The organism is Arthrobacter sp. Y3221157 (genome assembly GCF_059089865.1).
In genome coordinates this window covers 26116-40327 of record NZ_JBNHFD010000008.1, presented here as the reverse complement: position 1 = coordinate 40327, position 14212 = coordinate 26116, and the positions used below count along the sequence as shown (strand labels likewise).

At 59.5% G+C, this 14212-nt stretch carries 12 protein-coding genes; 7 read left to right on the top strand and 5 right to left on the bottom strand.

Going from position 1 to position 14212, the window contains the following annotated elements:
- Window positions 1-13: 13 nt before the first annotated feature.
- The 3 genes from AC5RTT_RS04370 to AC5RTT_RS04360 all read right to left on the bottom strand — a co-directional run bounded on the left by AC5RTT_RS04370 (window position 14) and on the right by AC5RTT_RS04360 (window position 3100).
- Window positions 14-898: a glycosyltransferase family protein gene (locus tag AC5RTT_RS04370; protein WP_494144163.1), complete on the bottom strand. Its 885-nt coding sequence runs from the start codon at window positions 896-898 to the stop codon at window positions 14-16.
- Entirely contained in the window at window positions 895-1422 is a 528-nt protein-coding gene (locus AC5RTT_RS04365) for a CatB-related O-acetyltransferase (RefSeq protein WP_494144162.1), read from the bottom strand. Before AC5RTT_RS04365 ends, AC5RTT_RS04370 begins: the two co-directional genes overlap by 4 nt.
- A gap of 163 nt (window positions 1423-1585) precedes the next feature.
- Window positions 1586-3100, bottom strand: a complete 1515-nt coding sequence (locus tag AC5RTT_RS04360; protein WP_494144161.1) for a tyrosine-protein kinase domain-containing protein — start codon at window positions 3098-3100, stop codon at window positions 1586-1588.
- Between the two features lie 685 nt (window positions 3101-3785).
- Between AC5RTT_RS04360 and AC5RTT_RS04355 the strand changes: the two genes are divergently transcribed.
- Together AC5RTT_RS04355 and AC5RTT_RS04350 are read left to right on the top strand one after the other, a co-directional pair.
- Window positions 3786-4325 (top strand): acyltransferase, encoded by a 540-nt coding sequence (locus AC5RTT_RS04355; RefSeq protein ID WP_494144160.1) that lies wholly within the window; start codon window positions 3786-3788, stop codon window positions 4323-4325.
- Window positions 4326-5443: 1118 nt separating this feature from the next.
- A complete protein-coding gene (locus tag AC5RTT_RS04350; protein WP_494144159.1) occupies window positions 5444-6772 on the top strand; it encodes a MinD/ParA family ATP-binding protein in 1329 nt (442 codons plus the stop codon).
- 170 nt (window positions 6773-6942) lie between these two features.
- On the opposite strand, the gene AC5RTT_RS04345 is transcribed toward AC5RTT_RS04350, so the two are convergent.
- Window positions 6943-8286, bottom strand: a complete 1344-nt coding sequence (locus tag AC5RTT_RS04345; protein WP_494144158.1) for a glycosyl hydrolase family 28-related protein — start codon at window positions 8284-8286, stop codon at window positions 6943-6945.
- Window positions 8287-8774: 488 nt separating this feature from the next.
- Between AC5RTT_RS04345 and AC5RTT_RS04340 the strand changes: the two genes are divergently transcribed.
- The 3 genes from AC5RTT_RS04340 to AC5RTT_RS04330 are packed head-to-tail and all read left to right on the top strand — an operon-like array spanning window position 8775 to window position 10912.
- On the top strand, window positions 8775-9311 hold the full coding sequence (locus AC5RTT_RS04340) for an acyltransferase (RefSeq protein WP_494144157.1): 537 nt from the start codon (window positions 8775-8777) through the stop codon (window positions 9309-9311).
- Window positions 9308-10105, top strand: a complete 798-nt coding sequence (locus AC5RTT_RS04335; RefSeq protein WP_494144156.1) for a sialate O-acetylesterase — start codon at window positions 9308-9310, stop codon at window positions 10103-10105. Before AC5RTT_RS04340 ends, AC5RTT_RS04335 begins: the two co-directional genes overlap by 4 nt.
- Before the next feature lie 45 nt (window positions 10106-10150).
- Window positions 10151-10912 carry an SGNH/GDSL hydrolase family protein gene (locus AC5RTT_RS04330; protein ID WP_494144155.1) on the top strand — a complete coding sequence of 254 codons (762 nt, stop codon included), beginning with the start codon at window positions 10151-10153 and terminating at the stop codon, window positions 10910-10912.
- A 310-nt stretch (window positions 10913-11222) separates the two neighbouring features.
- Here AC5RTT_RS04330 and AC5RTT_RS04325 read toward each other — a convergent pair whose 3' ends face one another.
- On the bottom strand, window positions 11223-11687 hold the full coding sequence (locus tag AC5RTT_RS04325; protein ID WP_494144154.1) for an Lrp/AsnC family transcriptional regulator: 465 nt from the start codon (window positions 11685-11687) through the stop codon (window positions 11223-11225).
- A 161-nt stretch (window positions 11688-11848) separates the two neighbouring features.
- On the opposite strand from AC5RTT_RS04325, the gene AC5RTT_RS04320 reads away from it, so the two are divergent.
- Together AC5RTT_RS04320 and AC5RTT_RS04315 are read left to right on the top strand one after the other, a co-directional pair.
- Window positions 11849-13102 (top strand): thiamine pyrophosphate-dependent dehydrogenase E1 component subunit alpha, encoded by a 1254-nt coding sequence (locus AC5RTT_RS04320; RefSeq protein ID WP_494144153.1) that lies wholly within the window; start codon window positions 11849-11851, stop codon window positions 13100-13102.
- Complete coding sequence (locus AC5RTT_RS04315) at window positions 13099-14211, top strand: alpha-ketoacid dehydrogenase subunit beta (protein ID WP_494144152.1); 1113 nt, start codon at window positions 13099-13101, stop codon at window positions 14209-14211. The genes AC5RTT_RS04320 and AC5RTT_RS04315 overlap by 4 nt, the downstream gene beginning before the upstream one ends.
- Window position 14212 lies beyond the last annotated feature (1 nt).

The following is a 14212-nucleotide window of genomic DNA, read 5'->3' as shown; positions in this document are numbered from 1 at the left end:
AAATCTCTGGCCATCAGGGTAACTGGGGCCGCAAGGATTCCTTTTCCAAGGCGCTGATGATCCTCTCAGCATCCAAACAAGCTGAGCGACTCTCCACTGCCTTTTGCCGGACTGCCCGCCGGGGGTGTAGTGACATGATCAGCTGCCGAAGGTAGACGTCGAGGAGCACTACGGCGTTTCTTGGGAATGGCATGTAGCGTCTGGCCAGCAAGACGCGGTTCCTTATTGCGAGATGACGGCTAGGCCCGTTGGCAGTTTGTTCCACAGTTGCGTTTCGGTCCACAATGACCGGGATTCTATATCTGCGGCATAATTCACCGAGAGCTACGTCTTCCATATACATAAAGAATTCTTCGGGGATGCCGCGAAGCTTTTTCCACGTGTCGAGTTGCATAAGAAGTGCGGCGCCGTCGACCCATTTCGCCGGGCGGCGTCCATGCGTTTTCTGACTGATGTCATGCTTTGGATACAGGAATGGAAATGAATAGGAACCGCCATTAGACCAAGTGATCTCGTTGCCCTTTTCATCCATCGTTACCAGTCGGGGCGCAACAATGTAGCCGTTAGGGTAGTCACCAGCAGTGGTCAGTAAAGATGCCAGAGCTTTCTGGCGAAATATGGTTTCATGAGTGCAAATCAGAACTTCTTTGGCTGAAGGTATGGCATCCGCCACATAGCGAACACCATGGTTGACGCCTCCAGCGTAGCCTCGGTTTTGTCCGTCACTTAGCACCGTAACCTCATCGAACTGATCAGGATCTAGTGATGCAGAGTTGTCAACGATAACGATCTGCCCAGCAGCCAGGTGCTCTCGCAAGTTCTGGACGGTTCTGCGTAGAGTCTCAGGACTTTTGTAGTGCACGATTACAGCGACCACGGAAGAATAGTTTGTACTCACTTGGTGGGCATCCTCGTGTTTAGGTTGGCAATCGCTTCGAGAGCTTGCTTGGGTTCGAGCCCCCAGAACTTGATTCCAGTGACATCATTCTGACGAGCGTCCGGGAACCGGGTCTTAATTATCTTGGCAGGATTTCCGCCAACAACGACGAATGCTGGAACGTCCTTGGTGACGACACTCCCTGCGCCAATTACTGCTCCTGTCCCAATGCTGGTACAGCCTGGGAGGATCGTGACATTAGCACCAATCCAAACGTCATGGCCGATCTCACACGAGCTCCGTTCGACGTCATCGCCTGCGTGCACTAGTCCGAGAGCCGGATTGTAGAACAGGGGGTGAAGTGCCGTGTCGTGCAACGGATGCGCCGCACCAAACCGACGCACATTGGGTCCTATTGATACGTAGTTGCCAATATTCGTATATTGATCGGCATGACCGATGGTGAGCAGGGACCCGTAACTGTATTTACCAACTTTTACACCGTGGTAGTTCTCAAGGATTTCCCGGAGCGTCATGGAGTACATATCTCCGCCCTCTGCTCTTGTCACCCACCCTAGTAGGCGATTTTTGAACGGTACCTGAGGATAGAAACGAGAAAAAAATTTGCCCAAGGTCGAACGGTGCATTGAGTGCGGTTGCCTCACGGTTCTCCAAGGCAGGGAAATTTTCGGTGGACTCTTAGCTGCTTCACTTGCCACGGGTACTAGCCCCGACTTGCCCGGAAGGGTAGACAGCCGGCATGCGGCCGGAAGACTGCTCATCTACGTGACCGCCGTCACCCGCTGATGAGAGACTGGGTGAAACATGTGTCTGCCTACTGGATGAGTTCACTACTTCGCTTTTTTCATGGCCTTCTTTGTAGCTGTAGTAGGTGTACGAGTACGCATCAGGGCCCTTGACTGGCAACCTGTTCAGAACCACGCCAAGAATGTTTGAACCCACCATCTCCAACGCCGCGAGTGACTTGACGAGATCTGGCTGACGGATCTTTTGGGAACCGATTACTAGGACAACTCCACCCACGTGTTGCGACAGTACGGCTGCGTCCGTAACCGGCAGTAGCGGCGGCGCATCAATTATGACGGTGTCGAAAGCCTCTTCCAATGTACCGATGAGGACTTTCATCTCCCTGGAGCCCAGAAGCTCACTTGGGTTAGGCGGTATCGCGCCTGAGGTTAGAACGTACAAATTATCTTCGCCCCACTGCTGGAGTAGATCCTCAACTTCAGCTGCACCTATGAGTGCTGTCGTGAGACCTGCGTTGCGGTCCATTCCTAGGTATTCATTCACCATCGGGCGTCTGAGGTCTGCATCAACAAGGCAGACTGTTTGGCCTGCCTGGGCGACAGCGATCGCCAAGTTAGTCGCAGTGGTGCTCTTTCCTTCGCCCGGCAATGAGGACGTGACGAGAATCGTCTTGGCATGGCTGGCGATATTGGCAAACTGCAAATTCGTGCGCAACTGCCTAAAGGACTCCGCGCGGGGACTTTGCGGAGCAGTTTGGGTGAGCAGGGGATGTTTTGATGCATCTTGGTCGAATGCGATGCCTCCAAGAAGCGGAGACTCTGTGACGCGGCGCAGGTCTGCTTCCCCGCGAATCCGATTGTCCAGGCTAGTTCTCAAAATTGTGGCTGCGACCCCGATCGCGAGCCCGGCGACGAGCCCTATAAGGAGGTTCATCCTGGTATTTGGGGCTGATGGAACGGTCGGTGCCGTTGCTGGTTTTATAATCGACAGCCCAACGGGAGAGGTCCCGCCGTTCTTGGGGCGTTCCAGTGAGTCGATCGAACTAATAAGGCTATTGGACACCGCCTGAGCTATAGCCGCCGCCTGTACCGCTGACGCATCGGACACAGAGATATTAATGAGGACGGTGTTTACCTCGGTACTGGCCCTTACCCGAGGGGCGAGTTGCTCTGGGGTAATGGATAATCCGAGTGCATCGATTGCTGGCTGCAAAACCAGCGGCGAGCCCACTGTCTTCACATAGGACTGCACTCGGGCTTGACTGAAGGTGTTTCCTTGCTGGAGTTCAAGAACAGAACCCGAACTCTGGATTGCAACGAATAGCTGAGTTTCGGCTGTATAGACAGGGGCGGCAAGTACGGACGCTCCGCCTCCCAAAAGAAGACCCGCCAGCGTCGACGCTGTGATCGTAACCCAGTGGCGCCTCAAAAGGCGCAGGTATTCGCGTAAATCCAAACCGGGATCCCCCTGTGTCGAAATCCGAGGACAGCTTGCTGGCCTACCATCGGAACGGCAATTTTGTACGGTTACACCAATCGTACCCGTCGTTTGTTTCGAGTCCGGACTCGCCTTAACAACCCCTTCATCGGGCGGAAGTAGTTGCCCCGCTAGCTCAACACCTGCTTTCGGGATCAGCCAACGCACAATGTTCAGTCCCCTGAGAGCGGTATCTATAAGCAGCGGTAGTAGAAAGATGACGAGCAGTTTGAGGATGGGCAGGGTAGCACCCTGTCCCCAGTCCAATATCTGGCTGGGGCCCTCGCGTAACCGAGGGACTAAGCGTTCGCACGATCGGAATGCCGAATCCGATGCCTTCCTGGCCTCCGTGAGGCCCGCGAGTGGCGGCTGCACTTCGCCAAACAGTGTGACTGACTTGGCAGCCCCTTCATGGCTTCATCTAATTTGGGTGGAGGGTCTATTCGCCGGGGACTGTTGTGGCCCTCGTTGCCGAAGTCTCTGAACTCATCAAGTCGTCGGACACGACCGCAGAACGTCCGGCTGTGTCGCTTTCCCACTTCATGTCTGCATCGTCCAATGCACCTCGCCTAAGTGCAGGCCGAGCGAATTAGCATTGAGTGAACAGCGACTTCGCCAGTAGGCTCTACCGTGGCTGTAGCCAGAGGAGCCATACCATTGGGGCATGAACCTACTTAGGCGGCTATGGCCCGGGGCTTTCCGAGACGTCGTACTCAACTCCCTATTTGCTTCCACGTTGTTTCCAGCGCCTTTACGTTGGCGGGCCCTTCGGAGTTACGGCATGAAAGTCGGGCGGTGCTACGTGTCTCCTGGCGTTTGGTTTGGAAGCAGCCGGATAGCGATAGGCGAGGGAACCTTTATCAATTATGGTTGTTTTTTCAACACTTCTGCTTCCATCTCCGTAGGCGCCCGCTGTGACATCGGGATGCAAGTGACTTTCGCAACCAGCTCTCACCGGATAGGAACTGAAGCTAGGAGGGCTGGTCCCGCAACCGCGGCCCCAATCGTTGTTGGCGATGGCGCCTGGATTGGTGCCCGAGTAGTTATTCTTGGGGGAGTAAAAATCGGAACGGGGGCTGTGATAGCGGCCGGCGCTGTGGTCACGAACGATTGCGAGGCAAATAGCCTTTACGCGGGAGTGCCCGCTAGAAAAATCAAAAGCTTGGGTTCCTCGCGGCCAGACGAGGTGACTAGCAGGCTATAGTCGTTCGGTAAAGGAATGCGCGGGAGCCCCGGGCAGCAATCGTCGGATGGCTTGTCTCGCGGCCAGGAATCATGTGAAGCCTGGCGTAATCTGTTTCTCGATGCCACGTCTTGGTGATTGTTCTTCCTCATAGTCGGTTGAGAACGCCTACCCAAAGGATCGGACGGATGTCCATCGCATATGTCCGCATTCCGATGCCGACAGAAAGCCCGTCCTCCTGGTTACGGCACGCCCTGCAGCTGCCAATTCGTCTGAACTGCCTCTGACATCACGACCGAGCCGTCCGCCACGCGTAAGAGGACGAGGTAGTTTGAATCGACGCCAGGCAATCCCAATGATGCCGAACGGACCTGGTGGCCGCACTGGGTAATCAGGCGCCTTCGGGAAACCCTCACAATCACTAAGGCTGCTGGCCTTCAGTATGGGCAGCCGTTAACCGGAGTACGCAATGGAGTTTTCCATATAGCGCTCTCGCTATTCATCAGGTTCTGGACTGCTAAGTGTGATTTGTCTTTTGAGGAACCCGGCCGCAAAAGTTTGGTTCTCGCGTAATGTGCGGTGTGACTTGAATAGCGCCGTGAGCTGTGCAAGCAACTGGGAAGTATCCTTATTGCCTAGTGCTGGCGCAGAAGTGATCGGAAGATAGCGAAAAGGCGGCAAGCGTTTCCTGCGGGCAGGCTACGCACGCTTGTCAAACCCCTTCCGTGACGGGTAGCGTCCCAAGAGATCTGACATAGGGGATCACTGCTCGCCAACGGAGGTTTGTTGTGGCTTTGTCCGAGTTTGCTCTGGCGCTAGGTGCGCTGCTGGGCACACTGCTGGTTCCTTTTGCCGTCCTTCACCACATTTTACGGCTGAAGCGCCGCGCTATCCGGGCCACCGCTCCGGTCACACCACGAGATAACGGCCGTTAACCATGCCCTACGTAGATATCAACCCAAACAAAGGCCGTCCCAAATGGCAAGGCTACGCTGTTCTGGCAGTCCTACTCGTCCTCACAGCAGCAGTGGTCGGCGCTGCCCTTACCCGGATTTGAGCAGACCGCTTCCGTCGAACCCCTAGACTTACTGTTTGAACCAGTGCTGCAAAGTTTCTTGCCGACTGTCCTGGGGGGACTAATGCCCGATCCGGCGAATCAGAACGCACGCGCCAATGCACAGGATGCAGGGCAGCGGCAACAGCGTCGTCGCCGCGACCTTCGTCGCGCCGACGGCGAGTTGTCGAATGCCCGGATAGGAACCATGCCAGCCGCGACAGAGAACCCTTCGCAGTCCGAGGGCAGGCCGCTGACCCGCCGCGCCTCCTGGGCTGAGGCCGCCGCCGCACCGGATGCCCCAAAGCCATCCGCTCCAAAACAACCACCGGTTTCGGGGCCGCCGACCGCTCCAGACGCGATGCCTTTCAACCCGGACGTGCCCAACTTGGCAGCCGAGCCCGCCCCGCCGACCGCTCCGGCTGAAACCCCCGCCTTCCGCCGTACCCGGGCGACAGTTGCGGACACCATTGCTGAAATCCCACTGCCTGACTTCATCAGCTCACCCGGGCTATTCGTTAAGGAACAGAAACCTCGCCCTGTAGGTGGGTTCCGTGGGGCCCTGTACAAGGTGAGCGGGGGCGCCTGGAATTTGGGTCCCGGTGCAAAGCAGCGTCAGGAAGACGAGTTGGCTCGTCGCATCTCGCGTCAGCTTCAGGGCAGCTACAATACGGCTATCCTGAGTCTAAAAGGGGGCATCGGTAAAACGTCTACCACTGTGGGTGTTGGTCTGACACTTGCCGAGCATCGCGGAGATGCTCCCTGCGCCATTGACGCCAATCCCGATTCGGGTGACCTCGTAGAGCGTGCCTTGGGCGAAGGCATTTACCAGCAGTCTAGTCCGCGGACTATCACGGACCTTTTGAAGAATATTGAGTCGATCGACTCGCTCACTGCCCTTGCACGGTACATGCACCATGCTGGCCGATTGCATCTAATAGCGGGGGAACAGGACCCGGAGGTTTCGGATTCTCTTACAGCTGAGGAGTACTTGCGTATCCGTAAATTGATATCAAGCTACTACTCGGTAGCTCTGACGGACTGTGGTACTGGCGTAACGCACAACGCTATGCGTGGAATCCTGCAGTCTGCCGACAACCTGGTCATTGCTGCCGGCTACGCAGTAAGCGGTGCGAAGCGAGCCCGCAGTACTCTGCACTGGCTGGCAAGCCACGGGTACGAGAACCTCGCACGGAACGCGATCGTGGTAATCACCGACAAAGACGAAGTTTCATCCCGGGTGGACAAGGACGCTATTGAGGATCACCTCTCGGGTATCTGCCGTGAGCTCATTGCCGTCCCACATGATCGCGGGGTGGCGGACGGTGATCTAGTGACCCTCGACGTGCTCAAGCCTGAAACTCGCCGTGCATACAAGGAGATTGCTGCAGCTATAGTCGACGGGTACCGGTAGAGACACTCTGCTTTGTGGCCCGTCTTCCGGCACTTGCCGGCTGAACCGATCTCCGCCACGCACTTGGCGGACATCAGCGTTGGCCGCTTACGGATGTGATCCGCTCGATGAACAGGTCCGGGCAATTATCGGCGCGTGGCCAGCCGCAGGTAGACTCACCTCTGCTGGCGCTATTGGACCAACCCTAGGGCGATGAGCTTGGCGCGCAGTTCGTTCACGAGAGCCATTGTCGTGCCAAGGTCGATTGCAGCTTGGTTCGCTAGCGTCGGTCGCACGATGGGCGTGGCGCCCCACCAAGCCTGCTTCTCCGTCGGACTGCCGCCCCACTTAATGCCTGCCCCTGCGCCTCCTAACCCCGCATGGATGGTGGTGCCGTCCGCGATGCCCTGACTGCGCATGGCAAGAACCAGAAGGGCGGGGTTCCCGGCGAGGCCGGAAACCCAGGGCACATCGGCTGGATTGTAGGCAACGCCGGAAAGGCTAACCGGCACATTCGGTTGAACGCCATACTTCGCCTTGTTCGCTGATACCGTGCTGTCGTGTCGTATAGCAACCGCGCTGATTACACATCCAATTGCGGTTTGCCTCGGGAATCCGAGGTCGATATGCGAATAGGTGTCGTTGGCCTCGATGCCGTTCGTCTGGAATGTGCACCCCGCGATGACTGTACGCGGTGCTTCCGTAGTTATTCCGTGGCGGCGGTTGATGTCGATGCCGCAGTTCATGATCATGGCGCACTGAGCAAGCGGACCCAATGAAATTCCGTTTGTGTTTCCCCATATGTCATTACTAATACAGTGCTGCAGGCCTCCGGTGTAGCGGATACCGTCGCCAGCATTTTGCCCAATTGCGCAGTTTTGGACCGTGCAGTCCGTCGCATCGACGTAGACACCGTGGCCGTCGTTGTTGATGAGTTCACAGTCGATGACTCTTGTGCCTCGTCTGTAGATTCCTACATGAATGCCGTCGCCTTTGAAGTCATGGATGAAGACCTTATTGATTCTCCAAAGAGGATCTTGGCCGGAAGATGCGGGGTGCTGCTGGATTCCGTGAAGGGCCACTCTCTGATTGGCCTTGTTGCCATCCAGTTGGATATCCCTGATGACGACGCCTGATGACAGCCTGGATTCCTCGTAGTCCGAAATCAAGGGGCGGGTTGCATTACTCTTCAGCTTTAGAACTGTCGTGCGGGAACCGTTGAATGAGTTGAGGCCGAATGTTCCCCCACCGACGCCTTCGATGACGGTGTGGCTCTTGACTCTCAGTCCGTCCGTTACCCAGGTGCCTTCCGGGAAGTAGAACGTAGTGGCCTGCCCCAGGTTTCCGACCTTGTCCAACTCCGCCTGAAGCACTGCGGTGTTATCCGTAACGCCGTCACCAGCAGCACCCGGCAGTCTGCCAACGTTCACGACGCGTCGGGATTCTGCCTTGTCCTGCTTAGCCGTGCCAAACGTGGCTGAGAGGTCGGGAAGTAGGGAAGCTGGAATCTTTGCTTCCGGATCCAGGTTTGCCACTCCCAGAGGTTTGCCCTTTTCGGACGTAGGAATATAAGCGGTAGATGGTGTCTTATCACCCGGGCCGGCCTGCGCACTTCTAGCACCAACCTCGGTGATTGTGAGTGCGCCGGTAACGGCGGCCACGAGTGTGCCCGCTCGAAAAAGCATCCGCCGCCTCAATTCGGCACCCGCTAGCGGTGGGGGCTTCATGCCCGACTTATCAGCCATGACCGCACCGAAGCCAAGAAGGTATTGCGCTCCCGCGATTCAACACTTTTGCGACCTCCAACATTCCAGAAACTATCGTCCCCTGAAGCTAATTCCCTGCAATAGATGCATGCCACCGTGGTGACTACTCATTTTTCTTCCTCGTAACCCCGGCGATGGAGGAGCGCGGTACTTAGTAATTGAGGCAGCGGAAACTTTAGCTACTCGGCTCGACGATCGCGGATAAGTTCACTGGATCCAGATAGGGCCGTTCCCCGTACTCCTCTATGATTAGTGCCATGGACATTTGGGGGAAGCTTCGTGGTGTAGAAAATCGGGCACGGGCACTCGCCGCCGGCGTACCTCAGTGCCGGATTGACCGCGAGACAAAGATTGTCGTTAAGCACGGTGCCATAGATGCAGGAGTTCGATCCTATGTCGGCAAGGGAACACATATAGCTGTCGTCGGCAGCGCTCAAGAGGCGGCCAGCCTCGCTATTGGCTCAGGGTCAAGAATCGGCGCGAGATCCAGGATCAATGTGAGGAATAGTCTCACCATAGGAGAAGATTGCGAGTTCTCCTGGTTGGTGCAGATCCTCGACTCCGACTTTCACGAATTGACTTACGCGGACGGCCGTAAGAGCACCATGACCAAGCCCATCAAAATCGGCAACCGTGTGCTTATAGGCACAGGGGCGATCATCCTGAAAGGGGTGACGATTGGTGACGGTGCAGTAATTGGGGCGGGTGCCGTTGTGAGCCGTGACGTGCCCGCCAACGCCGTCGTCACTGGGAACCCCGCCGAAGTCCGAGGTGAGGTGGTCTCTTGGGTATGAGCCGTTGGGCAAGAATAGCTGGCGGACGGCGTGTCAAGTCGCCGAAAGCGGGATACGACATCTTCCTCGTCGCTGGCCAGTCGAACGCGTTGGGTGCTGGTCTCGGGTATAACCGGGATTTGGATTCCGCTGATGCGCGCGTGCACCAGTTCGCCGGAAGCGGACCCAAGGCAGGGAGGATCGTGGCGGGCGAACACCCACTCTGGCACCACACTCGCGCCTCGGGAGTTGGCTTCGCCCTCACCTTCGCCAACCTTCATGTGGAGGCTACGGGTAAACATGTACTGCTGGTGCCAGCAGCCCGCGGAGAATCAGGTTTCTTTCCATATCTCGGCTACTCATGGGATGTACAGGACCATCCCGGAGTGTTTAATCTGTTCAAGTTCGCCTCCCATCAACTCGCCGCCGCGCTTGCAGCCCATCCGGACAGTGAGCTGCGCGGCGTTCTGTGGCACCAGGGTGAAGCTGACGTGTGGCAGCTTAGCCAAGACGAATACGCCGCGAAGCTTGATGCGCTCATCGGCGCGTTAAGGGATGAGTTTGGAGCAGTTCCATTCATACTTGGTCAGATGAATCCCGACCGTATGGCAGAGGCCGCTAACACCCTACCCGGGTACCCGCTCATCGACGCGGCTCACAGGGATACGCCGGCCAGAGTCCCCCTCGCTCGGTTTGTTGAGGGGCCATCCGGTATGTACAACTCTGCGGAGGAGAAAATGCACTACAACGCCGCGGGGCAGCGCGAGCTGGGCCGTCGATACTACGAGGAGTATCGACGGCTCGCACCCGCCTAGGTAAGGAACAGGGACCCCAGCGCATGACCGCATATCATTAGGCTCATGACCTTTTGGGGGAAGCGCTCCGCGATATTTGTTGTTCTTGTACTGGCAATGGCTGGCTGTGCTCCGCAAGCGCTGCCAAGTGACCCCGACATGGCAGCAAAAGCGCAGGCCTACGAGTCCCATGTAGCGGAGGAATTGAAGGCTCGCGACGCTGCCGCCGCTGAAGCAAGGCTTATCGACCTTGCGTTCCCACCCGATCGGCCGCTGTCGGTTTTTTATGCAGGCGACTCGCTAAGCTATAGCCTCTATAGCACCACCGAAGCCAACGGTTATCGCCCCATCGTAAACGCCGAACTAAGCAGGCACGGCCCAATCCTTGAGCAGCGTGCCACCAAGGCAGACCCGCAGGCTCTGTTCAAGGCAGGCAACGTGTTAGAAGTCCCGGTATCGGGTGTTGACCTAGCCATCCTTGAACTCGGAACCAACGACACTCAGCGGACTCCTCCGGATCAGTTTCGGAAGGACTACGAGACGCTGGTGCGCAACGTCCAGCGCTCCGAAAACGTGCAGATCATTTGCGTCGGAGCTTGGGGCGGGGGTGGACAAACGATCACGGACCCATATGACTTCGAAATCGAGAGTGTATGTGAGGCAAACGGCGGCCAGTACGTAGACCTGACCGCCGCGTACGAGGAGGAGGATACTTTCGGCCCGGAGGGTGCCCCTTCGTGGCTTGGGCCGTCCGACAATTTCCATCCGAATGACAAAGGCCACCGCCTCATAGCTGACCTGATCCTTGAGAGGATCAGGTTTTCCTAGAGCACGTGCCTTGTGTTCCGTCGTGGACGAGTTGCGGCAGCGCTGGCTGCAATTGAGATGCTGCGGCATGCGCCGCGTTGTAGAGCAGGTCCGTGCCCCTGCGTTGCAGGGCGGTCGCGCCGCTGCAGTGTAGCCACCGGATTTCCTCCAAACGACGTCGGCAGACTTGGCAGCTGGGCCTGTGAGGTCACGGTGAGGGCCACGAGCTTGCCCTCAAACGGGGTTCCTCGCTGGCCCGGAACCCTGTTTGTAAGTGTGAGTAAGATTCACCTGGTTGCCTCCTACATCCCGGCGGGACTACTCCTGACCGCTACCGCGTATCCACGTCCTCAAACACCAGGAACGTCTGGGTATCCAGGACTCCCGGCATGGACTGCAGTTGGTCGAAGATGACCCGGCGCAGGTCGATGTTGTCCACGGCGCGGACCAGCAGGATCACGTCGAAGTCGCCGCCCACCAGGGCGATGTGGTGCACCTCGGGGATGGCGCCCAGCTGGTCGCGGAGCTCCCGCCAGGCGTCCTGCTTCAGCTTCAGCGTCACGTAGGCGGAGGACTTCAGGCCCGCCTTGATCGGGTCCACCACGGCCGTGAACCGGGACAAGACCCCCTCACCCGTCAGCCGGGCGATTCGGGTGTACGCGTGCGCCCGCGAGATGTGCACGTTCTCCGCCACCTGGGTAACGGACATCCGGCCGTCCCTGGTCAGCTCGGCAATGATGCTCCGGTCGATGTCGTCCAGCGGTACCGGCTCCGTCCGGGTTTCCTGTGCCGGCATTTCGTCCACAACTCCCACTCGTAATCTGGCTCACATTTGCAAATCGTCTCCCAGTGTAGGCAAAACCGCGCAGCTTCTCCACGATTTCCGCAGGTGCTGGATACGAAACCTCCCGCAGGTCAATACTGGGAAGGAATAGTGGCAACAGAAGGAACGGACCAATGACGATCTCCGCAGACCACACCGCACCGGACACCACCGGGGCGGACCAAGCAGGCACGGCTCCGCATGAGGACGCCCTCGCCGAAGCCGCCAAGAAGTTCGGGATCACCGCCGAGGACTACATGCTGCCGGCCCGGCACCAGATCCAGATGGTGGACCCGGACGGCCGGCTCCTGCCCCACAACGAGCAGGGCACCGAACCCGGCCACGAATACCCCCTGCCCGGCGATGACGAACTGCTGGCAGCGTACGAACAGCTCGTCGTCGGACGCCGCGTCAACGACCAGAACTCCGCCCTGGTCCGGCAGGGCCGCATGGCCGTGTACCCCTCCAGCCACGGCCAGGAGGCCTGCCAGGTGGCCGCCGCCCTGTGCCTCTCCGACGGCGACTGGATGTTCCCCACCTACCGCGACGCCGTCGCCGTCATGACCCGCGGCGTCGACCCCGTGCAGGTGATGACCATCTTCCGCGGCGACTGGCACGGCGGGTTCGACCCCCTCAAGAACAAGGTGGGCATCCAGTGCACCCCGCTGACCACCCAGCTGCTGCACGCCGTCGGCGTCGCGCACGCCGCCAAGCTCCGCGGCGAGGACACCGTGGTGCTGGCAATGTGCGGCGACGGCGCCACCAGCGAAGGCGACTTCCACGAGGCCCTCAACTTCGCCGCCGTCTTCCACCTGCCCGTCATCTTCTTCGTCCAGAACAACAAGTACGCCATCTCGGTGCCGCTGGCACACCAGTCCGTGGCGCCGTCGCTCGCGCACAAGGCCGTGGGCTACGGCATGGCGGGCGAACGCGTGGACGGGAACGACGTCGTCGCGCTCCTCGCCGTCCTGGACCGCGCCGTGAAACTCGCCCGGGAAGGCTCCGGCCCCCTGCTGGTGGAAGCCAACACCTACCGCATGCAGGCCCACACCAACGCCGACGACGACACCCGCTACCGGGAAAGCGCCGAGGTTGCCGAGTGGCGGGCCAAGGACCCCGTGAACCGGATGCGGACCTACCTGACGGACCGCGGCCTGCTGCACGACGACGGCGAGGCCCGGATCGCCGAGCACGCCGAGGCCGTGGCCGCGCAGCTCCGCGAGGGCCTCAGCGAGGACGTCACCGTGGACCCGCAGGAGCTCTTCCGCCACGTGTTCGCCATGCAGACGCCGCAGCTGAAAGAACAGTCCGCCCTGCTCGCCGACGAACTCGCCCGCGACGCCGCAGCCCAAAACACCAATCCTTCATCCCAGGAGGCCGCCAAGTGAGCCCCACCGTCACCACCTCCTCCGAGGCCAACGGCAACGTCAGCGCCGCCACCGCCCGGGCCGCCGCCTCCGCCGCGGCCACCGCCGAAGCCGCCGGCCCGCAGCCGGTCACCATGGCCAAGGCCCTCAACACCGCCCTGGTGGACGCCATGTCCGCCGACTCCTCTGTCCTGGTCTTCGGCGAGGACGTGGGCACCCTGGGCGGAGTCTTCCGCATCACCGACGGGCTCACCAAAACGTTCGGCGAGCAGCGCTGCTTCGATACGCCCCTGGCCGAGTCCGGGATCGTGGGCATGGCGGTGGGCATGGCCATCAACGGGATGCGCCCGGTGGTGGAGATGCAGTTCGACGCGTTCGCCTACCCGGCGTTCGAGCAGATCGTCAGCCACGTTGCCAAGATGCACAACCGCACCCGCGGGGCCGTGAAGCTGCCCATGGTGATCCGGGTTCCCTACGGCGGCGGCATCGGGGGAGTGGAGCACCACTGCGACTCCTCCGAGTCCTACTATGCCCACACCGCCGGCCTGAAGGTCTACACCCCGGCTACGGTGGCGGACGGGTACCGGATGCTGCGCGAGGCCATCGACTCGGACGATCCCGTCATGTTCATGGAGCCCAAGAAGCTGTACTGGTCCAAGGACTCCGTTGACTTGGCTTCGTTGCGCGCCTCCTATGAGGAAGGTACGACGGCGGGACGCACCACCGAGGGGAGGGCCGCCGTCGCGCGTCCCGGCACGGACGCCACGCTGATCGCGTACGGGCCGTCCGTCCCCACCGCGCTGGCCGCCGCCGAGGCTGCCGCGCTGGAGGGGCGCTCGCTGGAGGTGATCGACGTGCGGACCCTTGTGCCGTTCGACGACTTCACTGTCTGTGAGTCTGTGCGGAAGACCGGCCGGGCCGTGGTGATCGCCGAGGCGCACGGCTTCGCGTCCGTGTCCTCCGAGATCGTGGCCCGGGTGCAGGAGCGCTGCTTCCACCACCTGGCCGCCCCCATCCGCCGCGTCACCGGGTTCGACATCCCGTACCCGGCACCCAAACTCGAGAAGTACTACCTGCCCGGCGTGGACCGCATCCTCGACGCCGTCGACGACCTTCAGTGGGAGGACTGAT

Bases quoted from the DNA above. Each gene is read 5' to 3' on its own strand.
- AC5RTT_RS04330 (WP_494144155.1), top strand. From the start codon at position 10,151: ATGACCTTTTGGGGGAAGCGCTCCGCGATATTTGTTGTTCTTGTACTG.
- AC5RTT_RS04355 (WP_494144160.1), top strand. From the start codon at position 3,786: ATGAACCTACTTAGGCGGCTATGGCCCGGGGCTTTCCGAGACGTCGTA.
- AC5RTT_RS04325 (WP_494144154.1), bottom strand. From the start codon at position 11,687: ATGCCGGCACAGGAAACCCGGACGGAGCCGGTACCGCTGGACGACATC.
- AC5RTT_RS04365 (WP_494144162.1), bottom strand. From the start codon at position 1,422: ATGTACTCCATGACGCTCCGGGAAATCCTTGAGAACTACCACGGTGTA.
- AC5RTT_RS04350 (WP_494144159.1), top strand. From the start codon at position 5,444: ATGCCCGATCCGGCGAATCAGAACGCACGCGCCAATGCACAGGATGCA.
- AC5RTT_RS04335 (WP_494144156.1), top strand. From the start codon at position 9,308: ATGAGCCGTTGGGCAAGAATAGCTGGCGGACGGCGTGTCAAGTCGCCG.
- AC5RTT_RS04320 (WP_494144153.1), top strand. From the start codon at position 11,849: ATGACGATCTCCGCAGACCACACCGCACCGGACACCACCGGGGCGGAC.
- AC5RTT_RS04340 (WP_494144157.1), top strand. From the start codon at position 8,775: ATGGACATTTGGGGGAAGCTTCGTGGTGTAGAAAATCGGGCACGGGCA.